Genomic DNA, 26,343 nt, shown 5'->3' with positions numbered 1-26,343 from the left:
ACGATATGACGATTTTCCCGCTGCGTAAATTGTTCGCGGCCGCGGTGGTGGCAGCGTGCCTGCCGCTCGCACCGCACGCGGCGTCGGCGGCGCCCGCCGCCAATCTGCCGGACTTCACCGATCTGGTCGACAAGGTCGGGCCATCTGTCGTCAACATCCGCACTACGACGCACGTGAGCGCCTCGCCGCACGGCCTGCCGCCGGGCACGGACGACGGCGACATGTCGGAATTCTTCCGCCGTTTCTTCGGCATTCCGCTGCCGCAGGGCCCGCATGGCCAGTCGCCTCGTGGTGGCCAGGGCGGGCAGGGCGGTGGTCAGGACGCGTCGCCGCCCGACAGCGGCAGCGACGCAGAGCAGAACAGCGGCGTCGGCTCGGGCTTCATCCTGTCGACCGACGGCTATGTGATGACGAACGCGCACGTCGTCGACGATGCGGACAGCATCTACGTCACGCTCACCGACAAGCGTGAGTTCAAGGCGAAACTGATCGGCGTCGACGACCGTACGGACGTCGCCGTCGTCAAGATCGAGGCGCGCAGCCTGCCGGCCGTGACCATCGGCGATTCGAACAAGCTGCGCGTGGGCGAGTGGGTCGTCGCGATCGGCTCGCCGTTCGGGCTGGAAAATACCGTCACGGCGGGCATCGTCAGCGCGAAGGGCCGCGACACGGGCGACTATCTGCCGTTCATCCAGACGGACGTGGCCGTCAACCCCGGTAATTCGGGTGGTCCGCTCATCAACATGCAGGGCGAGGTCATCGGCATCAACTCGCAGATCTACAGCCGGACCGGCGGGTTCATGGGCATTTCGTTCGCGATTCCGATCGACGAAGCGATGCGCGTCGCCGATCAGCTGGAGCGCAGCGGCAAGGTCACGCGCGGCCGCATTGCGGTGGCGATCAGCGAGGTGACGAAGGACGTGGCCGACTCGCTCGGGTTGCCGAAGGCGCAGGGCGCGCTGGTGTCGAGCGTCGAATCGGGCGGCCCGGCCGACAAGGCCGGCATCCAGCCGGGCGACATCATCCAGAAGTTCAATGGCCAGACGGTCGATAGCGCGACCGATCTGCCGCGCATGGTCGGCGACACGAAGCCGGGCACGAAGGCGACGATCACGATCTGGCGCAAGGGCCAGGCGCGTGAACTGCCGGTCACGATCGCCGAAATGCAGGCCGACAAGACCGCGAAGGGCGACCAGAAGAAGGCGCCCGCGCCCAAGCCGCGCGCGTCGAATTCGCTCGGCCTGTCGGTGACGGACGTTCCCGCCGATCAACTGAGCCAGCTCAAGATCAAGGGCGGCGTGCTGGTGGAATCGGTCGGCGGTCCGGCAGCGCGCGCCGGCCTTCAGAAAGGCGACATCATCCTGCGCGTGGGCGATACCGACATCACGGGCGTGAAGCAGTTCGAGGAAGTGACTGCGCGCCTCGATCCGCAGAAGATGGTGGCGGTGCTCGTGCGGCGCGGCGAGAACACGCAGTTCGTGCCGATCCGCCCGCGCAACCCGGGGCAGAAATGATGCAGACCCGCACGAAACCGCCGCGCCTCGTGCTGTACGGCCGCGCATGGTGTCATCTGTGCGACGACATGCACGCGGCGCTCGCGCCGCTCGCCGCTGCGGCGGGCGCGCAGATCGAGGTGATCGACGTCGATTCAGACCCCGCATTCCAGGCCCTCTACGACGAACTCGTGCCGGTGCTCCTGGGCGATGGCGTCGAGTTGTGCCACTACCATCTCGACGAGGCGCGCGTGCGCGCCGCGCTCGGGCTGGGCGTTTGAGCGCGCGGCGCTTCTCCGTTGCTTCTCTGTCTCTTCCCCGCCCCTGCCTGCCGAACCCCTTTTCGGCTAAAATAGGCCGGTTTTTCATCTGTTTACGAGGCGTGCTCTGCTTTTCGTCCGGGCGCGCCTTTTTCGCTTGATCGGCACTGAATGGATCATATTCGTAACTTCTCGATCATTGCGCACATCGACCATGGCAAGTCGACGCTCGCCGATCGCATTATCCAGTTGTGCGGCGGCCTGTCCGACCGCGAAATGGAAGCACAGGTGCTCGACTCGATGGATCTCGAGCGCGAGCGCGGCATCACGATCAAGGCGCAGACCGCTGCGCTCTCGTACAAGGCGAGGAACGGCGAGGTCTACAACCTGAACCTCATCGACACGCCGGGCCACGTCGACTTCTCCTACGAGGTGAGCCGCTCGCTCTCCGCGTGCGAGGGCGCGCTGCTCGTCGTCGATGCGAGCCAGGGCGTCGAGGCGCAGACCGTCGCGAACTGCTACACGGCGATCGAACTCGGCGTCGAGGTCGTGCCGGTGCTCAACAAGATCGACCTGCCTGCCGCGAACCCCGAGAACGCGATCGAAGAGATCGAGGACGTGATCGGCATCGACGCGACCGACGCCACGCGTTGCAGCGCGAAGACCGGCCTCGGCGTGGAAGACGTGCTCGAAGCGCTGATCGCGAAGGTGCCGCCGCCCGAGGGCGACCCCAATGCGCCGTTGCAGGCGCTCATCATCGACTCCTGGTTCGACAACTACGTCGGCGTCGTGATGCTCGTGCGCATCGTCAACGGCACGCTGCGTCCGAAGGACAAGATCAAGCTGATGGCGACCGGCGCGCAGTATCCGGTCGAGCACGTCGGCGTGTTCTCGCCGAAGTCGCGCGATCTCGACGCGCTGTCGGCGGGGCAGGTGGGCTTCATCATCGCGGGCATCAAGGAACTTGCCGCGACCAAGGTGGGCGACACCGTCACGCACGCGGGCAAGCCGGCCGACACGCCGCTGCCGGGCTTCAAGGAAGTGAAGCCGCAGGTGTTCGCGGGCCTGTATCCGGTCGAGGCGAACCAGTACGACGCGCTGCGCGAGTCGCTCGAAAAGCTCAAGCTCAACGACGCTTCGCTCCAATACGAGCCCGAAGTCTCGCAGGCGCTCGGATTCGGTTTCCGCTGCGGCTTCCTCGGCCTCCTGCACATGGAGATCGTGCAGGAGCGTCTCGAGCGCGAATTCGACATGGACCTCATCACCACGGCGCCGACCGTGGTCTACGAGGTCGTGCAGCACGACGGCACGACGGTGACGGTCGAGAACCCCGCGAAGATGCCGGAGCCCTCGAAGATCGAGGAAATCCGCGAGCCGATCGTCACCGTGAACCTGTACATGCCGCAGGACTACGTGGGTTCGGTCATCACGCTCTGTACGCAGAAGCGTGGTAATCAGATCAACATGCAGTACCACGGCCGCCAGGTGCAGCTCACGTACGAAATCCCGATGGCCGAAATCGTGCTCGACTTCTTCGACCGCCTGAAGTCGGTGTCGCGCGGCTATGCGTCGATGGACTACGAGTTCAAGGAGTACCGCACGTCCGATGTCGTCAAGGTCGACATGCTGATCAACGGCGACAAGGTCGATGCGCTGTCCATCATCGTGCACCGCTCGCAGTCGCAGTACCGCGGCCGCGAAGTGGCGGCGAAAATGCGCGAGATCATTCCGCGCCAGATGTACGACGTCGCGATCCAGGCGGCGATCGGCGCGCATATCATCGCGCGCGAGAACATCAAGGCGCTGCGCAAGAACGTGCTGGCCAAGTGTTACGGCGGCGACATCACGCGCAAGAAGAAGCTGCTCGAAAAGCAGAAGGAAGGCAAGAAGCGGATGAAGCAGGTCGGCTCGGTCGAAATTCCGCAAGAGGCCTTCCTGGCGATCCTGCGCGTCGAAGACAAATAAGACTGGATAACGGATAACTCAATGAATTTTGCGCTGATCCTTTTTGTGCTCGTGGTCCTTACGGGCATCGCCTGGGTTGCAGACAAACTGGTCTTCATGCCGCGCCGCCGCCTCGCTGCCGATGCGGCCGTCGCCGACTTCGATCGCCAGCAGGCGCGCATCGGCGAGCGCTTCGCCGATGAGAACGCTCCCGTCACGCGTCAGAACCTGCGCAACGACAAGTTGCGCCAGCCGTGGTGGCTCGAATACACGGCGAGCTTTTTCCCCGTGATCCTGATCGTGTTCCTCGTGCGCTCGTTCATCGTGGAGCCGTTCAAGATTCCGTCGGGTTCGATGGTGCCGACGCTGCTCGTGGGCGACTTCATCCTCGTGAACAAGTTCGAGTACGGCATCCGCCTGCCGATCACCAACACGAAGCTCACGCAGGGCAGTCCGCTTCAGCGCGGCGACGTCGTCGTGTTCCGCTATCCGAAGGACGAATCGGTCGACTACATCAAGCGCGTGATCGGCCTGCCGGGCGACGTGATCTCCTATCAGGACAAGCAGCTCACGGTGAACGGGAAGCCCGTGCCCGAGATTGCGCAGCCGGATTTCTTCGACGAAGAGCGCATCGGTTACGCGAAGCAGTTCACCCAGGATCTCGGCGGCCGCAAGAACAATATCCTGAACAACCCGGCTGTGCCGCCGTTCATCGTCGGCGCGGAAGATTATCCGTATCGCGACAACTGCCAGTACAACGACCGCGGGATTATCTGCAAGGTGCCGCCGGGTCATTACTTCATGATGGGCGATAACCGCGACAACAGCGCCGACAGCCGCTATTGGGGCTTCGTGCCCGACGCGAACGTCGTCGGCCGTGCGTTCTTCATCTGGATGAACTTCAGCAATCTGAAGCGTATCGGTTCATTCGAGTGACGGCTTGCGCGCTTTGCATGCCGATATGCGCATCGTGATGCGGCGATCCGCTTGCGCGATGCGCATGATGTGTTCGCACGCTACTTGAAGAACCCGCGGTAACTCCGCTCGACCACGCTTTTTCACCGACCACCCGGCGTTTTCGCCGGGCCGTGCCGGCGCGTTATACTCTGCCCATGCCCCAATCTCCGTTGGAAAGCCGACTGCGCTACGAATTTCGCAATGCGGAATTACTGCGCCAGGCTTTGACCCACCGCAGTCACAGTGCCACGCATAACGAACGCCTCGAATTTCTCGGCGATTCGGTTCTGAATTGCGCGGTGGCCGCCCTATTGTTCCAACGTTTTGGCAAGCTCGACGAAGGCGATCTCTCGCGCGTGCGGGCAAATCTCGTCAAACAGCAGTCGCTCTACGAAATCGCTCAGGCACTCAATATTGCGGACGGCCTGCGGCTCGGCGAAGGCGAACTGCGCAGCGGCGGCTTCCGCCGCCCGTCGATCCTCGCGGACGCGCTCGAAGCGATCTTCGGCGCCATTTTCCTCGACGCGGGCTTCGACGCCGCCCAGACGGTCATCAAGCGCCTCTACATCCCGATCCTCGATCACATCGATCCGCGCACGCTCGGCAAGGATTCGAAGACGCTGCTGCAGGAATATCTGCAGGGCCACAAGATCGCGCTGCCCACATATACGGTCGTCGCGACGCATGGTGCGGCGCACAATCAGCAGTTCGAGGTCGAGTGCACGGTGCCCAAGCTCGACGTGAAGGTGTCCGGCTCGGGCGCGAGCCGGCGAGCAGCCGAGCAGGCTGCCGCGAAGAAGGCGCTCGACGAAGTGATGGCGGCTGCGCCCGCGGTTGTGGGGAAGCCGCGCCGCTCGAAAGGCGCGCGGGCTGCCAAGGCTGAACTCGATGTCGTACCCGGCGTGACGGGCGTGCAGGGCGCACTGGATCTGCGTGCGCCGGAGCGCCGTGAGCGCGCTGCGCGCCAGCCGCTGCCGGCCGAGGCCGGTGACCGCGTGCCGCCGCCGTCGCAAGGTGCGCCGCTCGCCGTGATTCGCGCGGCGCATGTGCAGGAACGTCTTGCGGAGAAAGAGAAGGCCGAAGGTGCTCAATCCGCTCAGGCGCGCGAGAAGTCTGCCGACAAGTCCGGCACACCGGAGGCCAGCGCAACGACCGGTCATACGCTGCACCGCACGTCCGCTGCGAAGGCCGATCCCGCTGCCGAAGCGGGCACCCCCGCCGCGCTGCCCGCGCGCGCGGCCGACGCCAGCCACTGATCCAAAAGCCGTGCGCACTCCGCGCACGCGCTGCACCCAACGTTTTCTTCCCCGGTCCGATCATGAACGCTCCCACTTCCACTCCTGCCGGTTTTCGCTGCGGCATGGTCGCGATCGTCGGCCGGCCCAACGTCGGCAAATCGACGCTGATGAACGCCCTCGTCGGGCAGAAGATCAGCATCACGTCGCGCAAGGCGCAGACCACGCGCCATCGCATCACGGGCATCAACACGATCGACGACGCGCAGTACGTCTTCGTCGACACGCCCGGCTTCCAGACTCGCCACAGCACGGCGCTGAACCGCTCGCTGAACCGCGCGGTCACCTCGACGCTGAGCTCGGTCGATGCCGTGCTCTTCGTGATCGAGGCGGGCAGGCTCGGGCCCGACGACCAGAAGGTGCTCGACCTGATTCCGCCGAACGCGCCGACGCTGCTCATCGCCAACAAGATCGACCGCGTGACCGACAAGGCAACGCTTTATCCGTTCATCGAAGAGGTGCAGAAGCTGCGCGAGTTCCGCGAGATCGTGCCGCTATCGGCGAAGAATGCCGACGACATCAAGCACCTGCTCGCCACGCTCAAGCCGTATCTGCCCGAAGGCGAGCCGATCTACGGCGAGGACGACCTGACCGACCGCAGCGAACGCTTCCTCGCCAGCGAAATCCTGCGCGAAAAGGTGTTCCGCTGGACCGGCGACGAACTGCCGTACACGAGCACCGTGATCATCGACAAGTTCGAGCAGGAAGGGCGCCTGCGCCGCATCTTCGCGACGATTCTCGTCGAGCGCGACACCCAGAAGGCGATGGTGATCGGCCAGAAGGGCGCGAAGCTCAAGCAGATCAGTACCGACGCGCGGCTCGACATGGAAAAGCTGTTCGACGGCCCGGTTTATCTGGAAACCTTCGTGAAGGTGAAGAGCGGCTGGGCGGACAACGAAGCCGGGCTGCGTGCCTATGGGTACGAATGAGGGTATGAATGAGGATACGAGTGACGGCGAAGCCGTAACCACTCACGACGCCTCCACGTCACTCGAGCCCGCGGACGACGATTCGCTCTCGTCACTTTCGTCACTTTCGTCGCCCGCGCGGTCCACATCCGCCGCGCCGCGCCGCAAGCGCACGCGGGCGCAGTCTTCCTCCGCGCCAGCCGGTGAAGGCGAAGCCGCCCAGCCCGCCCGCCGCGCAGCGTTGCCGCGCGCGCCGCGCGGCGCATCCGCCGATTTTCGCATCGCCGAGCAGCCCGCCTTCGTGCTGCATAGCTACCCGTATCGCGAAACCAGCCTCGTCATCGACGTGCTGTCGCGCGACCACGGCCGCATCGCGCTCGTGGCGAAGGGCGCGAAGCGCCCGCATTCGGCCCTGCGCGGCGTGCTGCAGACCTTTCAACCGCTCGCGCTCTCGTGGACCGGCAAGGGCGAAGTACGCACGCTCACCGGCGCGGAATGGGTCGGCGGCATGTTGCCGCTTACCGGCGATGCGCTGCTCTGCGGCTTCTACGTGAACGAACTCGTCGTGAAATTCCTCGCGCGCGAGGACTCGCATCCCGAGTTGTTCCGCCACTATGTCGTCACGCTGACGCGCCTCGCGCACGACGAACCGCCCGTGCAGGTGCTGCGCTCGTTCGAGCGCGTGCTCCTGCGCGAGACCGGCTATGCGCTCGCGCTGAACCGCACGGTGAACCGCAAGGCCGTGGTGGCCGATGGGCGTTACGTGTTCGATCCCGAGCGCGGCGTGCGCGAAGCATCGGACGAATGGCCCCCGCAGTGGCCCGTGCTTTCGGGGCAGACGTTGCTCGACATGGAGCAGGACGATTACCATCGTGCACAGACCGTCGCGCAGAGCAAGGCGCTGATGCGTTTCCTGCTGAACACTTACCTTGGCGGCACGCCGCTCGCGACGCGCCAGATCCTGATCGACTTGCAGAACCTATGAGCTTCTTCCTGACTTCGCCTCACGTGATCGATCTCGGCGTGAACATCGATCACGTCGCCACGCTGCGCAACGCGCGCGGCACGGTCTATCCCGATCCGATCCGCGCGGCGCTCATGGCCGAAGACGCGGGTGCGGACGTCATCACGCTGCATTTGCGCGAGGACCGCCGCCACATCCTCGACGCCGATGTGCGCGCGCTGCGCCCGCTGCTGCGGACGCGCATGAATCTCGAATGCGCCGTGACGGCCGAGATGCTCGACATCGCGTGCGAGATCAAGCCGCAGGATGTCTGCCTCGTGCCCGAAAAACGCCAGGAGCTGACGACCGAAGGCGGCCTCGACGTGGCCGGCAAGTTCGAGGCCGTGAGCGCCGCGTGCCGGCAGCTCGCGGACGCGGGTGTGCGCGTGTCGCTCTTCATCGACCCGGACGAAACGCAGATCCGCGCTGCCCACGAGAGCGGCGCGAGCGTGATCGAACTGCACACGGGCCGCTACGCCGAAGCGCACGACGCGGGCGAGCAGGAGCGCGAATACGAGCGCGTCGTGCGTGGCGTGAACTGCGGCATCAGCCTCGGGCTGAAGGTCAACGCAGGGCACGGCCTGCACTACACGAACGTGCAGCAGATCGCGGCGATCGACGGCATTCACGAGCTGAACATCGGCCACGCGATCGTTGCGCATGCAATTTTCGCGGGCTGGGAGAATGCGGTCCGCGAGATGAAGGCGATCATGGTCGCGGCGCGCCTCGGCGCACGCGCTTAATTCGTCGCAGCGAGCCGTGGCGCTCACCTGCGCGCCGCGCGTGAGCCTTGGCGGCCGCTGCGGCTGCAAGTACACGAGGAGCATATGGCCATCTACGGCATCGGCACCGATCTCATCCAGGTGAGCCGCGTCGCGGCAGTCATGGAGCGCACCGAAGGGCGCTTCGCGACGCGCGTGCTCGGCCCGGACGAACTGGCGGTCTACGAAGCACGCCGCGCACGCTCGGCCGCGCGCGGGCTCGCCTACCTGGCGACACGATTCTCGGCGAAAGAGGCGTTCTCGAAGGCGATCGGACTCGGCATGCATATGCCGATGACCTGGCGCGCCGTACAGACCCTCAACGAGCCGAGCGGCAAGCCGATCATGGTCGCGTCGGGCCCGCTCGCGCAATGGCTCGACGAGCGCGGCATCACGATGCGCGTGACGATCAGCGACGAACGCGACTACGCAGTCTCGTTCGTGATTGCCGAAACCGACGGGCCCATCCGGTGATGGCCCACCGTGCAGCGCCCACCACACAAGACAAATCGATGAAGACAATTCCCGGGCAGGTGATGCTCGACGTGGTTGGCCAGACGCTGACCGACGATGACGTGCGCCGCCTTGCGCACCCGATGACGGGCGGCGTGATCCTGTTCGCGCGCCACTACGAGAACCGCGCGCAGCTCGTCGCGCTGACCGACGCGATCCGCGCCGTGCGCGACGATCTGCTGATCGCCGTCGATCACGAAGGCGGCCGCGTGCAGCGCTTTCGCACCGATGGTTTCACGGTGCTGCCCGCGATGGGGCGTCTGGGCGAGCTGTGGGACAAGGACGTGCTGCTGGCGACGAAGCTTGCGACGGCCATCGGCTACATCCTCGCGAGCGAGTTGCGTGCGTGCGGCATCGACCTGTCATTCACGCCCGTGCTCGATCTCGGCTACGGCCAGTCGTCGGTGATCGGCGACCGCGCGTTCCATCGCGACCCGCGCGTGGTCACGCTGCTCGCGAAGAGCCTGAACCACGGTCTTGCGCTCGCGGGCATGGCGAACTGCGGCAAGCATTTCCCGGGGCATGGCTGGGCGCACGCGGACTCGCACGTGGCGGTGCCGGTCGACGAACGGCCGCTCGAAGCGATTCTCGGCGAGGATGCCATGCCGTACGACTGGCTCGGCCTCTCGCTCGCGGCGGCCATGCCTGGACACGTGATCTATCCGAAGGTCGATACGAAGCCCGCGGGTTTTTCGCGCATCTGGGTGCAGGAAATTCTGCGCGGCCGGCTGCGATTCACGGGCGCGATCTTCAGCGACGATCTTTCGATGGAAGCCGCGCGTCAGGGCGGCACGCTGACCGAAGGTGCGCGTGCTGCGCTCGAAGCGGGCTGCGACATGGTCCTGATCTGCAACCAGCCGGACGAGGCCGAGAAAGTGCTGGACGCGCTGCGTGTCGCGGCGCCGACGCAAGCCGCGCGCGAGTCGGCAAAGCGCATTCGCCGCCTGCACGGACGCGGCAAGGCGCTGCGCTGGGACAAGCTCGTGGCGGATCCGGGCTATCTCGCCGCGCAGGCGCTGCTGCGCAGCGTGATGCCGTGAGGTGACGCGGGACATTCCTCCCAGGTGAAGAGATTGGCCGTTCTCCTTTTACCTGGGATGGCGGGATTGGGCGAGCGTAATGGCCCCCTGAATCGCCGCGCGTGCTTGCGGGCTGTTCTTCCAGCAGGCGGCTCCGAGCATTGCCGATGCCCTGGCGACGATATCCAGTGCACTGGCCCGGCTCAAATGCGCCAGCGATTCGAAACCCATTTGCTCTAGCCTGGCAATCACTGTCGGGCCGACGCCCTTCACGTCGAGCAGCGCTTTACGTTCGTCGAGAGGAAAGGGCATAACGGGCTCCGCGCCTGGTTCGAAGCGCGACGGTACCACGGTGCGTTGCGCTCAGTTCAGCCGCATCCGCTGCAGCTTGTTGTAAAGCGTTTTCGGACTGATCCCAAGCAGCGATGCTGCGCGATGGCGCGTGCCGCCCACGGCGTCGAGCGTCGCGCGAATCAGCATTTCTTCGACGTCGGCAAGCGGTGTGCCTACCGTGACCTGCACGCGGCCCGTGCGCATGTCATGCGCATTCCCGCCGCTGCCTTCCTCCGCCTGCAGTGTTTCCAGCACCTCGCCCGACGCTTCGTACGCTTGCCGCACGCGCTCATGCAATTCGCGCACGTTGCCGGGCCAGTCGTAGGCGAGGCATTCGCGAACGAACGAAGGCGCGATGAGCCGCGCGCTGCCGTTGCCGTGCGCATGCGCTTCCTGGTTGAGTTCGTCGATCCATGCCGCGGCGAGCAGCGCGGCGTCGTCGCCGCGTTCGCGCAGCGGCGGCAGCGTGAGCGCCGCCGAGTCGAGGCGCAGCCAAAGTTCCTCGTCGAGCACACCGCGCGCGACGGCTTCGCGCGGAACGGCGCGCGTCGCCGCAATGAGCCGGAAGTCCGTGCCGACTTCGCTGCTGCCGCCTACTCGGATGAAGGTCTGCGAATCGAGTGCGCGCAGCAGCGCTTCCTGCTCGCTGCGCGGCAGGTCCGTGATTTCGTCGATGAAGAGCGTGCCGCCGCAAGCCTGATCGACGAGGCCCGGCTCGCGCTGGTCCGCGCCGCCGAACGCGCCGCGCTCGTGGCCGAACAGCAGGCTCGCGAGCGGGCGGCCGCTCGCGGCGTCGGCACTAGCTGCACGCGCGTCGTGCACGATGAACGGCCCCTTGCGGCGCCGGCTCAGTTGATGCAGCGTACGTGCGGCCATTTCCTTGCCGGTGCCGGCTTCGCCATGGATCAGCATCGCGGATTCCGTGGGTGCAAGCCGTTCGATCGAGTCGTAGACGTGCTGGATCGCGCTGCTGCGGCCGAGCATCGGGCCGAAGCGGCCCATCTGGCGCAGCGCGGTGCGTAGCGTGCGGACCTCTTCGGTGAGTTCGTACGGGCGCGGGATGCGTGCGAGCAGGCTGCGCAGGCGCGGGATGTTGACCGGCTTGAGCAGATAGTCCCAGATGCCGTGGCGCAGGCCCTCGATCGCGCTTTCGATGGTGGCGTTGCCGGTCATGACGATTACCGGCAGCGCGCCGCCGGGCGGCTGGGTGGGCAGGTGCTGCAGCAGATCGAGTCCGCGGCCGTCCGGCAGGTTCAGGTCGACGAGCACGACATCGGGGATGACGCGCGTCAGCGCAGCGCGCGCATCGGCGAGCGTGGCGGCGGTATCGACTGAAAAGCCGTCGGCGGCCAGTATCGCGGACAGGCCGGACAGGCTGTTGGGATCGTCTTCGACAATCAGTGCGTGTGGCATGGCGAGTGCGGCGTGACGGAGGATTGGAGGTGCTTGATCGCGTGGCGCAGTCCGGATGCGCCGCGCCGCGCTGAGCGCGAAGCGGTACGACTGGATTCAGCGGGCAGAGACGGAGCAGTCAATTCAGATCTGGTCCTCAAGTATGGCGGCGGCGTGCCTGCCGCGCGCCGATGCGCTGGCCGGCGGCAGGCGCAGTGGCTTGCTGGGACAACCCGGTTGCGATGCTTTCTCACGGAGCAGCAGAAACCGTGCCGCGGGCCGCGCCTCGCGCGGATTGGGCCACGCAATAATTGCGCGCGGAAAAATCAGGTAAGGATTTCCTGTGCCACCGACAAACATACACGCTCGCGAAAAAAAGAAAAAGCGCCCCGGGGGACGCTTTTTCTCCGAATCCACCCGTCGCGCATCGGCGCAGCAGGCGTGCGGCACGCTCAGGCGCGGCTGCGGTATTCGTTCGTGCGCGTATCGATTTCGATCTTGTCGCCGATATTGCAGAAGAGCGGCACTTGCAGCTCGAAGCCGGTGTTCAGCTTGGCCTGCTTCATGACCTTGCCCGACGACGTATCGCCCTTGACAGCCGGTTCCGTGTAGATGATCTCGCGAACCAGCGTGGTCGGCAGTTCGACCGAGATGGCCTTCTCGTTGTAGAACACGACTTCGCAGCCCATGCCGTCCTGGAGGTAGTTCAGGGCGTCGCCCATCATCTCGCCTTCGACTTCGAACTGGTTGTAGTCGGTGTCCATGAACACGTACATCGGGTCGGCGAAGTACGAGTACGTCACTTCCTTGCGGTCCAGCACGACGACTTCGAACTTGTCGTCCGCCTTGTACACGGTTTCCATACCGGCGCCGGTCAGCAGATTCTTGAACTTCATCTTCACGACGGCGGAGTTGCGGCCCGATTTGTTGTATTCGGCCTTTTGCACGACCATGGCGTCGTTACCAATCATCACGACGTTGCCGACGCGGAGTTCCTGTGCGGTCTTCATAAAACAGTCCTGTCCAGATTAAATAGCTTCGAGTGTGCTCGACGGCAAACGTCGCAAGCGGGTTCGGATGGCGCAATCCCGAATCAGGGCGCGATGCATGTTACTTCTGCTGCCGGGCCCCGAACCGGGTTCTCGCTATCTTGTCGGGCCGTCGCAGTGAATCACTACCGTGAAGCGCTTGCGGTCGCTTGCGGCGTATCGCTTGCTGTGCGTCGCTTGCTGTGCGTCGCTTGAGACGGCTGCCGTCGGATAACCGCTTATTTTAACTGAGTTTTTGCGAATTCGGCGAGATTTCCGGCGAGGTCGCCCGCGCGTGCGAGTTCGCCCGCCCACGACGCCGCGCGGGCCGTGAATTCCGGCAGATGCGGCGCGAAGTCCGCCCAGTCGGGCGTGCCTCGGCCATTCCACACGTGCCACAAGCGTTCGAGCGCAGCGCGTGCCGCGGCGCTCAGCGGTTGGGCGTAATGATCGAGGGCGGCATCGAGCTTCGGCAGATGGGCGTCGTCGGCCTGCGGGTAGATGTGCCAGACGAACGGCCTCGCGGCCCACTGCGCGCGCACGAACGAATCCTCGCCGCGCACGAAGTTGAGGTCGCTCGCCCACAGTAGCGGGTCGTAGCCACGCTGCTCCGTGAACGCGAGGCCGTGCGCATGCAATGCGCCAAGCGTGGCGTGTGCGCCGGCGTCGAACGCGGGAAGACCGAAAAAGCGTGCGACCGCGCCCGAGATCCGGCCTTGCGGCACGAGCAGCACGATCTGCGTCACACTGTCGCGCCACTGTGCGAGCAGGCTGTCCAGCGCCGCGTTTTCGTAGGCGAAGAGCGAGATGACGGTTGCGTCTTGCGCGGGCGGCTTGCCGCCGGTCACGCGTTTCCACCACGCGGCGCGCGCTTTCGCCGATCGCTCGAAGGATGCGCGCGCGGCATCCAGGTCGCGCTCCTTGAGCACGCCGCCCGTGCCGGGTTGCAGGCCCGGAAAGAAGAAGTGCTTGACGAGCGGATAGCGCGGATGCGGCGAGGGCCGCAGATGGAAATCGGCCACCCAGTCCTCGGCGCTCAGGTACTCCAGATTGAGCCACACCGGGCGCTGCTCGCGTCGCGCCATCGCCATCACGTAGACGGGCGGCAGTTCGCACGCGAACGCCTCGATCACGACATCGGCGATCTGCAGCGTGTCGCCTGCGTGCGCGCGCTCGTGCCAGTGCTCGACGACGACGCCCTCGACGGTCTGCGTCGCGCGTGCGATGTCGAGCGCCGGGCAGAGCTTCGCGAACGCATGCAGATCGTCGACGAACACGCGGACCTGCCAGCCGTGTTCGTGCGCGAGCTGGCGTGCGAGCCGCCAGCACACGCCAATATCGCCGAAATTGTCGATCACGGAGCAGAAGATGTCGCAGGCGATATCCGAGGGAGCGGCGGATGGGGCGGATGGGGCGTTCTGGGGCGCGTCGGTCATGGCGTGGGGCGCGGGTGGTGTCGAGTCGAAGGGTGGCGCGCGTGCGCGCTGTCCGTGGCGGCCGGTTCGGCCCGGCACGGAATGATCTAAACTGACAATTCTAAGACACCGTGGGACACACCCGTTAGCTGCACGAACGGGCCTGAGCGCGTCGCGACGGACGACGCGGCCTGTCCCCGAGACTCCCGATACTGCATGACAGATTCCGACGTTTTCGACCCGAAGCCGACGCTGGCACAGCTTCCGCATCTGCCCGGCGTTTATCGCTACTACGACGCGCAAGGCGCGGTGCTCTACGTCGGCAAGGCGCGCGACCTGAAAAGGCGCGTGTCGAGCTATTTCACGCGGACCCAGCTTTCGCCGCGCATTGCGATGATGGTGACGCGCATCGTGCGGATCGAGACCACGGTCACGCGCTCCGAGGCCGAAGCGCTGCTGCTCGAAAACAACCTCATCAAGGCGCTTGCGCCGCGCTACAACATCCTGTTTCGCGACGACAAGTCGTATCCGTTCCTCAAGCTCACGGGCCACAAATTCCCGCGCATGGCGTATTACCGTGGCGCCGTCGACCGCAACAACCAGTACTTCGGGCCCTTTCCGAGCGCTTCGGCGGTGCGCGAGAGCATCCAGATCCTGCAGCGCGTGTTTCAGTTGCGCACCTGCGAGGATTCGGTGTTCAACAACCGCACGCGGCCGTGCCTGCTGCATCAGATCGCGCGCTGCACGGCGCCGTGCGTCGGCGCGATCAGCGAGGAGGATTACGCGCGCGACGTGAGCAATGCTTCGCGCTTCCTGCTCGGGCGGCAGACCGAGGTGATGAAGGAACTCGAAACGAAAATGCACGCGTTCGCGGCCGAACTCAAGTTCGAGCAGGCGGCGGCCGTACGCAACCAGATGAGCTCGCTTGCGACGGTGCTGCATCAGCAGGCGATCGAGACCGGCAGCGAGAGCGACGTCGATATCCTGGCGGTCGTGGCGCTCGGCGGGCGCGTCTGCGTGAATCTCGCGATGGTGCGCGGCGGGCGGCATCTCGGCGACAAGGCGTATTTCCCCGCGCACGTCGAACGGGCGTTGACGGACGAGGAGGGCGGGATGGCCGAGGAGGTCGACAGCGAAGCGGTGCTGGCCGCTTCGGCGTTGACCGCGTTGCCGTCGCTCGCGCGCCGGGCGCTCGAAGCGGCAGCGGGCTTGTCGGCCGCAGCGGAAACGGGCAGCGATGCGCAAGATGCCGAAGCCGACGATGCCGCCGCCGCCCGCGCCGATGCCGATCCGCTCGCGATTGCGGCGGATCTGCCGCCGGAGCCGGAACCGGCTGGAGCCGATGCTGCCACGGCTGAGGTTGACAGCACGGGCGGCAACGAAGGCGAAGAAGATGCCGACGCCGCACCATCCACGGGTGGCCGCAGGAAGGGCGAGACCGGCATCGAATCGGAAGTGCTCGATGCCTTTATCGCGCAGCATTACTTCGGCCATCGCGTGCCGCCGGTGCTCGTGGTCAGCCATCCTCCGGCGAACCGCGAACTGATCGACGTGCTCGCCGGGCAGGCCGGTCACAAGATTGCGCTGCTGCGCCAGCCGCAGGGACAGAAGCGGGCGTGGCTCGCCATGGCCGAGCAGAACGCGCGGCTCGCGCTCGCGCGGCTGCTCTCCGAACAGGGCTCGCAGCAGGCGCGCACGCGCACGCTTGCGCAACTGCTCGGGCTGGAACTCGACGATCTCGCGCATCTGCGCATCGAATGCTTCGACATCAGCCACACGATGGGCGAGGCGACGCAGGCATCGTGCGTGGTCTATCACCATCACAAGATGCAGTCGAGCGAGTACCGCCGCTACAACATCACGGACATCACGCCGGGAGACGATTACGCGGCGATGCGCCAGGTTCTCACGCGCCGCTACGAAAAGATGGTTGCGCAGGCAGCGAGCAACGAGAGCAACTTGGGCGGCGAGGCGCAGTCGCTGCCGGGCGCTGATTCCACCGATCCTGCCAATCCCACGACGGGCGCGGGGCGCGCGGAGCCCGCCGCGGCGGGCGCCACGCTGCCGAATATCGTGCTGATCGACGGCGGCAAGGGGCAGGTGGAAGTCGCGCGTCAGGTGTTCACCGAACTGGGCCTCGATCCGGCGATGCTGGTGGGCGTCGCGAAGGGCGAGGGCCGCAAGGTCGGCCTGGAAACGCTCGTGTTCGCCGACGGCCGCGCTCCGCTCGAACTCGGCAAGGAGAGCGCGGCGCTGATGCTCGTCGCGCAGATCCGCGACGAAGCGCACCGTTTCGCCATCACCGGCATGCGCGCGAAGCGCGGCAAGACGCGTCAGACGTCGCGCCTCGAGGAGCTCGAAGGCGTGGGCGCGAAGCGCCGCCAGCGCCTGCTCGCCCGCTTTGGCGGGCTGCGCGGCGTGATGGCGGCGAGCGTCGAGGATCTGGCGAGCGTCGAGGGTATTTCGCGCGCGCTTGCCGAGCAGATCTACCAGCAGCTTCACTGAGGCCGGGACGCGCGCTTTTCGCGCGTCCTCACGGTCGCTTGTGGCAGGTGCTGCGACACGGCACAATTGCAACTCCCTCGACAGACAGCGCCCGCCAATGCCGTTCAATATTCCGATTCTTCTGACGTGGCTGCGGATCGTGCTGATCCCGCTCGTGGTCGGCGTGTTCTATCTGCCCCAGACGGCGCTCGCCCCGATGCAGCAGAACGTGGCCGCCATGCTGATCTTCGTGCTGGCGGCGCTCACCGACTGGTTCGACGGCTATCTCGCCCGCAAGTGGCACCAGACGTCGTCATTCGGCGCGTTCCTCGATCCGGTCGCGGACAAGCTGATGGTGACGGCGGCGCTCCTGATTCTCGTGCACCTCGGGCGGCTCGACACGGTGTTCGCACTCGTGATCGTCGGGCGCGAGATTGCGATTTCGGCGCTGCGCGAATGGATGGCGCAAATTGGCGCATCGAAGAGCGTGGCCGTGAATTCGCTCGGCAAGTTCAAGACGGCATGCCAGATGGTGGCGATTCCGATGCTGCTCTTCTACGCGCCGCTCACGATCGGCGGCGTGACGCTGTTCGATTCGCGCGTGTGGGGCACCTGGCTCATCTACGTCGCGGCATTCCTCACGATCTGGTCGATGCTGTACTACATGAAGCTCGCATGGCCGCAGATCCGCGAGCGCGGAGTGCATTGAGGGCTTCGTCACGCTTCGTTCCGTGTCATACGTCCGAAAAAAGATCGCCATTGGGGGTTGACACGTTTCAGCGGCTTATACATAATCTCACTTCTCCGCTGAACGACGTTGTGGCAAACGGCAGAAGCGGTGGAGATAGCCGAAGATAAGCAGTGAATAGGCAGCAGATCGACGGTGAAGCAGTAAGCAGCAGTAAAAAGCAATGCGGGAGTAGCTCAGTTGGTAGAGCGCAACCTTGCCAAGGTTGAGGTCGCGAGTTCGAGACTCGTCTCCCGCTCCAGAATTCAGGTGCGGTGTTTTGCAGTAACAGGCAGCGCGCCAGTAGCAGAATCAAGCAGCACCACGCGGGAGTAGCTCAGTTGGTAGAGCGCAACCTTGCCAAGGTTGAGGTCGCGAGTTCGAGACTCGTCTCCCGCTCCAGGTACCCCGGGGAAGCAGCGCTTCCCCTTTTGCTTGGCGGGCCGTGATCAGTATGTCGGGCCGCTACGCAAATCTGTCCGGTTGTTGCGGGCGCAGCAAGCCTCGCTAACCGGCAGTCCGCTTCTGGCGCGATAGCAAAGCGGTTATGCAGCGGCCTGCAAAGCCGTGTAGGCCGGTTCGACTCCGGCTCGCGCCTCCAGATGTAAAGGAAAGCCACCTTCGGGTGGCTTTTTCTTTTTCCGCCTGGCTCCGGACTGGCTTCAGGCGCAGACCGTCACGCACAATAGCCGGATCGTTCCGTTCCCGGTCGCTCACGATGTCCATTGAACTCCCCGAAGACGCGCGCCGCGATGCGATTGCGTCGATCCAGCGCTACTTCGACGCCAACATGGAAGAGCCGATCGGCAATATCGCCGCGCAAGCGCTGCTTGGCTTTTTTCTCGAAGAGATCGCGCCGTCCGTCTACAACAAGGCCGTCGCCGACGCGCAGGAAAGCATGCAGGCGCGCATCGTCGATCTCGACATCGATCTGCACGAAGCGCCGTTCCAGTACTGGCGCAAGTACGCGCAGCCGAAGCGCCGCAAGTGAGGCGGTGCATGGAAGGATGGGGTGAAGGTCGCATTGAGGGGGGCGTTGAAGCGCACATGCGAGGCGCGGCATAATTGCGGATCGTCCGACGCCTGCTGGAAATCAACGATGAATACGCCGTCCTCCGCATTGCCGCTTGCGCATCTCGACTGGTGCTGGAAACCCTTCGACGCACTCGACGCGCGTGAGGTCTACGAAATGCTCAAGTGCCGCTCGGAGGTGTTCGTGGTCGAGCAGAACTGCGTCTACGGCGACATCGACGGCCTCGACGCCGCGGCGTGGCACCTGTTTGCCTGGGATACGGATATGGCCGACGAGCGCCCGGTGCTGGCGGGCTATCTGCGCGTGCTGCTGCCCGATTCGAGCGACCCCGACGTGCGCATCGGCCGCGTGCTGACCACGGCGGGCTACCGTGGGATCAAGCTCGGTAACGCGCTGCTCGAACGCTCGATTCGCCATATCGCTCAGCAGTGGCCCGGCGTGCCGATGCGACTGCACGCCCAGGCTCATCTGCAGCAGTTCTACGGAGCGTTCGGCTTCGAGCCGGTCTCGGAGATTCACGACGAAGACGGCATTCCACACGTCTGGATGCGCGCGGCGTAGGCTCGGCAAAAGCGTCCGCGTGCGCGGGGCCGCATGCGGTGGCGAAGTGCGAACTGGCGCGCTGAACACGCGCATCCCCGGCTGGAACGCGCGTCGATCACGGATTGCCTGCGCGCGTTACTGCTGCGCAGGCGTTTTGACGGCGAAGGGCGTGTCGAGCGTCGCGCCATTCGAGAACTCCAGCTTGATATGCACCGTGTCGCCCGGCGCGATCTTGTGCTTCGGCTCTTCCAGCATCAGGTGATAGCCGCCCGGCGCGACCGACACCGAGCCATGCGCCGGCACCGTCAGCTTGTCCACCATCACCATCTTCTGCGTCGATCCGTTCGAGATCGTCTGATGCAGCATCACGCTGCCGTAGTCGTTGCTGTCGACGTCAACGAGATCCACGTTCTTGTCGCCATCGTTTCTGAGCGTCAAATAGCCCGCTGCGGGCAGGTTGCCGGGCAGCCAGCGCACCCACGCGTTCTGTACGCTGATCGCCTGGTCGGCGGCGTGCGCGGCCGGTGCGAGCATCGCGCATGCACAGGCGAGCGCGCCGCCCAGTGCGGCGGCAAGTGATGGCAGTTTTTTCGTCATGGTGGTTCCTGTGGCGGGTAAGACATGAAATCGGGCGCTGGCCTGCACCGAACGGCGTTCGACAGCAGGCGAAAGCGTGGACGGAGCGAAGAGGGCGAACGCGGAAGGCAAAGGCTGTATCGGCAGGTCGATTCGGGAAGTGTTGGCGCCGCTGGCGCGACTGCGCGCCGCATATCGCTGCGAATGTAGCAAAATTAGCGGCAGATTACCGGGATGCGCGGATATTTCTCCCGCGTGAGACCATGTGCCGCATCGCGCTCGCACGGCGATCAGGGAAACCGCGCGGGAAACCACGCGGCAAGGGCCGCGCACCTTGCCAACTCGAAAATCGGTTGAAGGCGCGGTAAGATGCGCACACTTTCTCCGACAGCCCGACAAGCCGCCGGAACCATACCCGGCCAGCGCGCCGAGGGGTGAAAAACACGGAATGCAAGCACTACCGGCCGTATTGCCGCCTGATCAGACGGCCTTCTTCTTCGATTTCGACGGCACGCTCGTCGAACTCGCCCCGACGCCCGACGGCATCCAGGTGCGCCACGACATGCTCTCGCTGCTCGCCGAACTGCGGCGCGTGACGCACGGCGCGGTGGCGATCGTCTCGGGCCGCGGCATCGACAGCATCGACGCGTTCCTCGGCATGCCGGACCTGCCGGTGGCGGGCCTGCACGGCGCCGAGCGCCGCGATGCCAATGGCGACACGCAGCGCGTGGGCTTCAACGATGAGCGGCTCCTGCACATGGAACAGGTGCTCGCGGAAGTCGTGCGCGCGCATCCGGGGATGCTCCTCGAAATCAAAGGCGCGGCGCTGGCCTTGCATTACCGCAATGCGCCCGAGCACGAGCCCGCCGCGCGCGAGGCGACCATGCATCTTGCCGGCGAATTCGCCGATGCCTACGTCTTGCAACCCGGCAAGATGGTCTATGAGATCAAGCCGAAGGACGTCGACAAAGGCCGCGCGCTGCGCGCTTTTCTCGACGAGCCGCCGTTCGCGGGCCGCCGTCCGGTGTTCGTGGGCGACGATCTGACCGACGAAAAGGGCTTCGCGGTCGTCAATGCGCACCAGGGGCTCTCGATCAAGGTGGGCGGCGGCGACACGATCGCGCTCGCTCGCATCGATTCGGTCGACGCCCTGCTAGGCTGGCTGGCATCGCTCATCGCGACGATGCGCGGTGCGTGACACGCTGCTCCGCAGCATTCGAATTTGCGCCGCGCAGCCGGCGCTCACTCACTGATACCTGTACGGAAACCCGCACCTCATGAGCCGATTGATTATCGTGTCGAACCGGGTCGCGCCGATCTCCGAAGGCGGCCCAGCAGCGGGCGGCCTCGCGGTGGGCGTCTATGACGCGCTCAAGGAAACGGGCGGCATGTGGTTCGGCTGGAGCGGCGACGTGCTCGCGTCCGGCCAGCCGCAGATCCAGCTTGAGGAACACGGGCCGGTCACGTTCGCGACGATCGGCCTGTTGCGCCGCGATTACGACCAGTACTACCGCGGCTTCTCGAACGCGACGCTGTGGCCCGCGTTCCACTATCGCGCCGATCTCGTCCAGTACGACCGCCACGACTTCGAAGGCTATCGCCGCGTCAACGGCTGGCTCGCGCATCAGCTCGTGCCGCTCCTGCGCGACGACGACATCGTCTGGGTCCACGACTATCACCTGATCCCGTTTGCCGAGGCGCTGCGCGCGGCGGGCGTGAAGAACCGCATCGGCTTTTTCCTGCATATTCCGTTTCCGGCTTCGCAGGTGCTGCTCGCGGTGCCGACGCATCGCGAACTGGTCAAGGCGCTGTGTTCGTTCGATCTGCTCGGCTTCCAGACGAAGCCCGATTTGCGCGCGTTCTGCGACTACGTCGTCAACGAGGCGGATGGGTCAGTGATGCACCAGCCGGACGGCCTGACGCGTGTCGAGGCGTTCGGCCAGACGCTGTTCGCGGGCGACTATCCGATCGGCGTCTATCCCGACGAGATCGCCGAACTCGCGCGGGCGGGCGAGCGCGGCAAGCCGGTGCGCACGCTCAAGGCGACGCTGCACGGCCGCAAGGTCATCATGAGCGTGGACCGGCTCGATTACTCGAAGGGGCTCGTCGAGCGCTTTCGCGCATTCGAACGGCTGCTCGACCAGCACCCGACCCAGCGCAACAACGTCTCGTTCGTGCAGATCGCACCGCCCACGCGCGCCGATCTGCACGCGTATCAGGACATCCGCCTGCGCCTGGAGGCGGAATCGGGCCGCATCAACGGCCGTTACGCCGAACTCGACTGGACGCCGATCTGGTACATCCATCGTCAGTACGAGCGCGCCGTGCTGGCGGCGCTGTTCCGGGCGTCGCAGGTCGGCTATGTGACGCCGTTGCGCGACGGAATGAACCTCGTCGCCAAGGAGTACGTCTCCGCGCAGGATCCGGAAGATCCCGGCGTGCTGGTCCTCTCGCGCTTCGCGGGCGCCGCGCAGGAACTGACCGGCGCACTGATCGTCAATCCGCTCGACATCGACGGCATGGCCGATGCGCTTGCCATGGCGCTCGCGCTGCCGCTTGCCGAGCGCGTGGCGCGCTACCGCGACATGATGGCGCAACTGCGCGAGAACAATGTATCGGTCTGGCGCGACCGGTTCATGCGCGACCTCACGCAGATCGGCGACAAGCGCCGTGCCGCGCTGCCGTTGCGCTCGAAGGCGGCGCACGAAGCGGTGCAGGGGCAGGACCAGGACTGAGCGCGCGCGGCGGGCGCCGCTGGCGGGTTCGTACGCAAAGTGAAAAAGCCGCTCCAATCGAAGCGGCTTTTTCGTTTCCGGGCGGGCGCTGAAGGCGCGTCAGGCGACGTGTTTCTCGTCGGCCTTCTTGGGGCCCAGATGCAGCGTGGAATGCTTGCCGTACTGCTTGGCGAGCAGATCGCGATAGAGGCCCGGCCGGTTGCGCAGTTCTTCGGGGGTGCCGTCGTCGATCACCTTGCCCGTGCTCATCACGATGATGCGGTCGAAGTTCTGCAGCGTGGAGAGGCGGTGCGCGATGGCGATCACGGTGCGGCCGACCATCAGACGGTCGAGCGCCTGCTGGATCGCCTCCTCGGATGCGCTGTCGAGCGCCGAGGTGGCCTCGTCGAGCAGCAGGATCGGCGCGTTCTTGAGGATCGCCCGCGCGATTGCGATGCGCTGGCGCTGGCCGCCCGACAGCTTCACGCCGCGGTCGCCGACGATCGTGTCGTAAGTCTCCGGCATCGCCTCGATAAAGTCGGCACAGCGCGCCTCGCGGGCGGCGGCGAGCACTTCCTCGCGGCTCGCTTCGGGACGGCCATAGGCGATGTTCTCGTAGATCGAGCGGTGCAGGAGCGAAATGTCCTGCGGGACGAGCGCGATGGCGTTGCGCAGGCTCTCCTGCGTCACGGCCGCGATGTTCTGGCCGTCGACCTTGATCGCGCCGCCCTGGGTTTCGTAGAAACGCTGCAGCAGCGCGAGAACCGTGGTCTTGCCCGCGCCCGACTTGCCGATCAGGCCCACGCGCTGTCCGGCTTCGATACGCAGATCGAAATGGTCGAGGATCGCCTTGCGGTGCGGATAGGCGAACGTCACGCCCTCGAAGTCGACGAGCCCGCCCTGGGCGACGAGTTCGGTGGCGTCGTCGCGGTCGGGCATGCCGTGCGGTTCGAGCAGCGTCTGGACGGCCTCGGCGAGGCGCGCGACGTGCTGCGTGACGTCGACGAGCGCGACGGCGAGGTCGCGCGTGCCGTGCAGGATGGTAAAGCCGAGCGAACTGACGAGCACGATGTCGCCCGACGTGGCGCGGCCCTGATCCCAGAGCCAGAGTGCCCAGCCGAGCAGGCCCGCAGAGAGCATCGCCGTGATCACGGCGTGCAGCAGACGCAGCTTTTCGAGGTACAGCAGGCTGTCGCGGCGCGCGTCCATCTCGGCTTTCACGGTGCCGCGAAAGCGCCTTTGCTCGCGAAACGTCATGCCGAAGGCGCGCACGAGCGCCATGTTGCCGATCACGTCGACCAGCTCGCCGTCCACGGCGGCGGCCCGCGACGCGAACGTGTGGTGGCGTGCCGAGCCGCGCCCGGCGAGCTTGAAGAGAATCACCGAGAGGATCGCCGAGCACAGCAGGAGCCCGGCGGCCATCAGCGGGTTCACGGTGATGATCATGACGATCGCGCCGGCCACGGCGATGCACGGCGGCAGCACGTTCCAGGCGGTAGTGTTCTCGGCGGTGTAGACGGCGTTGGAGGTGGCGGTGATGCGGCTCGCGAGCGTGCCGGGCTGCTTTTCCGCGTAGTAGCTCGGCGAATGGCCGCTCAGGTACTGGAACAGGTCGCGCCTCAGGTCGCCCGTCACCGCGACGAACGTGTGCGCCGCGAACCAGCCGCCGACGCGCCAGAGCAGGTTGTCGGCGGCAATCAGGCCGACGAGCAGCGCGAACGCGGTCCACAGCGGTCCCGGATGATGGCGCCCCGCGCCGAGCACGTCGATCAGATGCTTGATCGCGTATTGCGAGGCGAGCGCGCAGCCGACGGCCGCGAACACGCTCGCCAGCACGATGGCATGTGCGAGCGGGTGACGACGGATGTAACGAAACAGGAACGCGAGCGGCCGCCGCGCATAGCTCGCGAGCTTTGCGTTGTGGGCGTTACGCTGGGCGATGGTGAGATGTTCCAATTGTCTGTGCTGGGTGGTCGGTCTGACGGAGCGAATCCGTACAAAGTCAAAGAGAAGAGAGAAGGCGAGCTAACCGCCACGATCGCGGACGTTCATCCATTGTAAACACCCCTTGCGCATGGCGCATCGCCCAGGGCCACGGGACGCGCATGATATCGCGACAGTACGGCGCACGGAATGTCTTGCCGACAGCTTGTTGAGATGGAGGTTCAACAGGTGTGCAAGATTGTTTTAGAGATATAATTATGGATTGCATTTGAAACGCCGTTGTGCTTGTCGGTTAACGCCGGGCAGACGGTGAGCCAAAAGCGCAGCGATCGAAGGATGCGCACGCAATCAAAAAACCGCGGAACAACCGCGGAAACAACTGCTGTAGAGCCGCGGTCAGGACTGCAGGACGCGCATTCCAGCCCCTGAGTGGAAATTATGTTTTAAAACATGGGGTTGGTGCGTGTTTCCGAGTTGTAACAATGTAAAGTTTTTGAAATGTCCTAGGCGGCATGGGTAGTGGACCCGGATAATGCCGACTCGAATAGCGTAGGGAATCTGACAGCAAGTGTGTCAACGACCGCGAGCCCTGCGCGTTTACCCGACTGTGCCGTTCCGTCAATCTGAAACTACGACGGCCAGTGTGTCGGCGATGCCGGCGTGGTTAGCGGTACGGAACGCCTCTAGTGGTGAACGGCAAGGCTGCCGGCGCCGGTGAGGGTCGATTGTCAAACTTGCAGTACTTTGCCCGATTTATTACGAGGAAGGAGTTCACCACTATGCGAATCGCTCAAATCGCTCCGTTGCACGAGGCGGTTCCTCCCAAGCTTTACGGCGGCACGGAACGGGTGGTCTCCTACCTGACCGAAGCGCTGGTCGAACAGGGGCACGATGTCACGCTGTTCGCAAGCGGCGATTCGATCACCTCGGCGAAGCTCGAAGCTTTCTGGCCGCAGGCGCTGCGCCTCGACCCGACGATTCGCGACGTGATGGCTCCGCACATGCTGCTGCTCGAAGAAGTGTGCCGCCGCGCGGACGAGTTCGACGTCCTGCACTTCCACATCGACTATTACCCGTTCTCGCTGTTCCAGCGTCAGCCGGTGCCGTTCGTGACGACCATGCACGGCCGTCTCGACCTGCCGGAACTGCAGCCGATCTTCAACGCATTCAGCGACGTGCCGGTCGTCTCGATCTCGGACAACCAGCGCATCCCGCTCCAGCAAGCCAACTGGCAGCAGACCGTCTACCACGGCCTGCCGGAAAACGTGCTCACGCCGATTCCTGACGTCGAGCCCGGCTACCTCGCATTCCTGGGCCGTGTTTCGCCGGAGAAGGGCCTTGACAAGGCGATCCGCATCGCCGGTCAGGCAGGCATGAAGCTCAAGGTCGCCGCCAAGATCGACAAGGCCGACCGTGCCTACTACGAAGAAGTCATCAAGCCGCTGATGGCGCTGCCGCACGTCGAGTACATCGGCGAAATCGGCGAAGCCGAAAAGCGTGAATTCCTCGGCAACGCGCATGCACTGGTGTTCCCGATCGACTGGCCGGAGCCCTTCGGCCTCGTCATGATCGAAGCCATGGCTTGCGGTACGCCGGTCGTCGCGTTCAAGCGCGGCTCGGTGCCCGAAGTGATCGAAAACGGCGTGTCGGGCTTCGTCGTCGAAGACGAAATCAGCGCGGTCGCCGCCATCAAGCGTATTTCGTCGCTGTCGCGCGAGAAGGTTCGCGGTGCGTTCGAATCGCGCTTCTCGTCGAAGGTGATGGCGCAGAACTACGTTCGCGTCTACGAAGAGCTGCTGCGCCAGAAGCGCCGCACCGTGCTGCGCGAAGTCGCCGCCGGTTAAGTCCGGCCGACCGCGGGCGCAGCCCGCCTGGTCGCCGAACAACGCCCCGCTGCCTGCGCACCGGGGCGTTGTCTTTTGTGCGCAAGCGTTGCCGGTCAGCGTGAGACAAGGCGGCAATGTCCCTATAATGGCCGTTCCCGCAAAACCGCTGGCAACC

The 26,343-nt window shown here is 65.2% G+C and carries 23 protein-coding genes and 3 tRNA genes; 20 read left to right on the top strand and 6 right to left on the bottom strand.

The features are described 5' to 3' along the window. The first annotated feature begins 5 nt into the window (after nt 1-5). The 10 genes from EPN59_RS17290 (at nt 6) to nagZ (ending at nt 10,174) form a co-directional block, all read left to right on the top strand. On the top strand, nt 6-1,514 hold the full coding sequence (locus tag EPN59_RS17290; RefSeq protein WP_293038510.1) for a DegQ family serine endoprotease: 1,509 nt from the start codon (nt 6-8) through the stop codon (nt 1,512-1,514). After that, nucleotides 1,511-1,774 carry a glutaredoxin family protein gene (locus EPN59_RS17285; RefSeq protein WP_293038512.1) on the top strand — a complete coding sequence of 88 codons (264 nt, stop codon included), beginning with the start codon at nt 1,511-1,513 and terminating at the stop codon, nt 1,772-1,774. The genes EPN59_RS17290 and EPN59_RS17285 overlap by 4 nt, the downstream gene beginning before the upstream one ends. Nucleotides 1,775-1,924: 150 nt before the next feature. Further along, nucleotides 1,925-3,718, top strand: a complete 1,794-nt coding sequence (gene lepA, locus EPN59_RS17280; protein ID WP_293038515.1) for a translation elongation factor 4 — start codon at nt 1,925-1,927, stop codon at nt 3,716-3,718. Nucleotides 3,719-3,739: 21 nt separating this feature from the next. After that, nucleotides 3,740-4,633, top strand: coding sequence for a signal peptidase I (lepB, locus tag EPN59_RS17275; protein WP_293038517.1), 894 nt, complete (start codon nt 3,740-3,742; stop codon nt 4,631-4,633). Nucleotides 4,634-4,809: 176 nt separating this feature from the next. Further along, complete coding sequence (gene rnc / locus EPN59_RS17270; protein ID WP_293038519.1) at nt 4,810-5,910, top strand: ribonuclease III; 1,101 nt, start codon at nt 4,810-4,812, stop codon at nt 5,908-5,910. A 62-nt stretch (nt 5,911-5,972) separates the two neighbouring features. Then, nucleotides 5,973-6,878, top strand: coding sequence for a GTPase Era (gene era, locus EPN59_RS17265; RefSeq protein ID WP_293038522.1), 906 nt, complete (start codon nt 5,973-5,975; stop codon nt 6,876-6,878). A 4-nt stretch (nt 6,879-6,882) separates the two neighbouring features. Next, nucleotides 6,883-7,842 carry a DNA repair protein RecO gene (recO, locus tag EPN59_RS17260; RefSeq protein ID WP_293038524.1) on the top strand — a complete coding sequence of 320 codons (960 nt, stop codon included), beginning with the start codon at nt 6,883-6,885 and terminating at the stop codon, nt 7,840-7,842. Then, entirely contained in the window at nt 7,839-8,603 is a 765-nt protein-coding gene (pdxJ, locus tag EPN59_RS17255) for a pyridoxine 5'-phosphate synthase (protein ID WP_293038527.1), read from the top strand. The genes recO and pdxJ overlap by 4 nt, the downstream gene beginning before the upstream one ends. An 84-nt stretch (nt 8,604-8,687) precedes the next feature. After that, nucleotides 8,688-9,095, top strand: a complete 408-nt coding sequence (acpS, locus tag EPN59_RS17250; protein WP_293038529.1) for a holo-ACP synthase — start codon at nt 8,688-8,690, stop codon at nt 9,093-9,095. A gap of 38 nt (nt 9,096-9,133) precedes the next feature. Next, on the top strand, nt 9,134-10,174 hold the full coding sequence (gene nagZ / locus EPN59_RS17245) for a beta-N-acetylhexosaminidase (protein ID WP_293038532.1): 1,041 nt from the start codon (nt 9,134-9,136) through the stop codon (nt 10,172-10,174). A 48-nt stretch (nt 10,175-10,222) separates the two neighbouring features. On the opposite strand, the gene EPN59_RS17240 is transcribed toward nagZ, so the two are convergent. From EPN59_RS17240 to earP, 4 genes are all read right to left on the bottom strand, one after another. Next, nucleotides 10,223-10,465 (bottom strand): helix-hairpin-helix domain-containing protein, encoded by a 243-nt coding sequence (locus tag EPN59_RS17240; protein WP_293038534.1) that lies wholly within the window; start codon nt 10,463-10,465, stop codon nt 10,223-10,225. Between the two features lie 51 nt (nt 10,466-10,516). After that, nucleotides 10,517-11,899, bottom strand: a complete 1,383-nt coding sequence (locus EPN59_RS17235) for a sigma-54 dependent transcriptional regulator (RefSeq protein ID WP_293038536.1) — start codon at nt 11,897-11,899, stop codon at nt 10,517-10,519. Nucleotides 11,900-12,330: 431 nt separating this feature from the next. After that, nucleotides 12,331-12,888, bottom strand: coding sequence for an elongation factor P (gene efp / locus EPN59_RS17230; RefSeq protein WP_293038538.1), 558 nt, complete (start codon nt 12,886-12,888; stop codon nt 12,331-12,333). A 257-nt stretch (nt 12,889-13,145) separates the two neighbouring features. Further along, nucleotides 13,146-14,342 (bottom strand): elongation factor P maturation arginine rhamnosyltransferase EarP, encoded by a 1,197-nt coding sequence (earP, locus tag EPN59_RS17225; protein ID WP_293038540.1) that lies wholly within the window; start codon nt 14,340-14,342, stop codon nt 13,146-13,148. 195 nt (nt 14,343-14,537) lie between these two features. Here earP and uvrC point away from each other — a divergent pair, with 195 nt between their 5' ends. The 7 genes from uvrC to EPN59_RS17190 all read left to right on the top strand — a co-directional run bounded on the left by uvrC (nt 14,538) and on the right by EPN59_RS17190 (nt 19,126). Next, entirely contained in the window at nt 14,538-16,826 is a 2,289-nt protein-coding gene (uvrC, locus tag EPN59_RS17220; RefSeq protein ID WP_293046486.1) for an excinuclease ABC subunit UvrC, read from the top strand. A 97-nt stretch (nt 16,827-16,923) separates the two neighbouring features. Next, nucleotides 16,924-17,514: a CDP-diacylglycerol--glycerol-3-phosphate 3-phosphatidyltransferase gene (gene pgsA / locus EPN59_RS17215; protein ID WP_293035270.1), complete on the top strand. Its 591-nt coding sequence runs from the start codon at nt 16,924-16,926 to the stop codon at nt 17,512-17,514. Nucleotides 17,515-17,718: 204 nt separating this feature from the next. Next, nucleotides 17,719-17,794 (top strand) — tRNA-Gly (locus tag EPN59_RS17210). 64 nt (nt 17,795-17,858) lie between these two features. Next, nucleotides 17,859-17,934, top strand: a tRNA-Gly gene (locus tag EPN59_RS17205). A 125-nt stretch (nt 17,935-18,059) separates the two neighbouring features. After that, a tRNA-Cys gene (locus EPN59_RS17200) sits at nt 18,060-18,133 on the top strand. A 117-nt stretch (nt 18,134-18,250) separates the two neighbouring features. Continuing rightward, the gene (locus EPN59_RS17195; RefSeq protein ID WP_293035268.1) at nt 18,251-18,523 is read left to right on the top strand and encodes a DUF2164 domain-containing protein; all 273 of its coding nucleotides are present in this window, start codon (nt 18,251-18,253) and stop codon (nt 18,521-18,523) included. Between the two features lie 108 nt (nt 18,524-18,631). After that, entirely contained in the window at nt 18,632-19,126 is a 495-nt protein-coding gene (locus tag EPN59_RS17190) for a GNAT family N-acetyltransferase (protein WP_293035266.1), read from the top strand. A gap of 117 nt (nt 19,127-19,243) precedes the next feature. Here EPN59_RS17190 and EPN59_RS17185 read toward each other — a convergent pair whose 3' ends face one another. Next, nucleotides 19,244-19,705, bottom strand: a complete 462-nt coding sequence (locus EPN59_RS17185; protein ID WP_293035264.1) for a copper chaperone PCu(A)C — start codon at nt 19,703-19,705, stop codon at nt 19,244-19,246. Between the two features lie 427 nt (nt 19,706-20,132). Between EPN59_RS17185 and otsB the strand changes: the two genes are divergently transcribed. Both otsB and otsA read left to right on the top strand, forming a co-directional pair. Beyond that, the gene (gene otsB, locus EPN59_RS17180) at nt 20,133-20,882 is read left to right on the top strand and encodes a trehalose-phosphatase (protein ID WP_293035262.1); all 750 of its coding nucleotides are present in this window, start codon (nt 20,133-20,135) and stop codon (nt 20,880-20,882) included. Nucleotides 20,883-20,961: 79 nt separating this feature from the next. Further along, entirely contained in the window at nt 20,962-22,419 is a 1,458-nt protein-coding gene (otsA, locus tag EPN59_RS17175) for an alpha,alpha-trehalose-phosphate synthase (UDP-forming) (protein WP_293035260.1), read from the top strand. Nucleotides 22,420-22,518: 99 nt separating this feature from the next. Here otsA and EPN59_RS17170 read toward each other — a convergent pair whose 3' ends face one another. Beyond that, on the bottom strand, nt 22,519-24,354 hold the full coding sequence (locus EPN59_RS17170; protein WP_293035258.1) for an ABC transporter ATP-binding protein: 1,836 nt from the start codon (nt 24,352-24,354) through the stop codon (nt 22,519-22,521). 767 nt (nt 24,355-25,121) lie between these two features. Between EPN59_RS17170 and EPN59_RS17165 the strand changes: the two genes are divergently transcribed. Next, a complete protein-coding gene (locus tag EPN59_RS17165; protein ID WP_293035256.1) occupies nt 25,122-26,186 on the top strand; it encodes a glycosyltransferase family 4 protein in 1,065 nt (354 codons plus the stop codon). Nucleotides 26,187-26,343: the final 157 nt, after the last annotated feature.

Origin of the sequence: Paraburkholderia sp., from assembly GCF_004298475.1 — a bacterium.
In the GTDB taxonomy this organism is placed as follows: Bacteria; Pseudomonadota; Gammaproteobacteria; order Burkholderiales; family Burkholderiaceae; genus Paraburkholderia; species Paraburkholderia denitrificans.
This window is presented reverse-complemented; position numbering and strand designations above follow the sequence as displayed.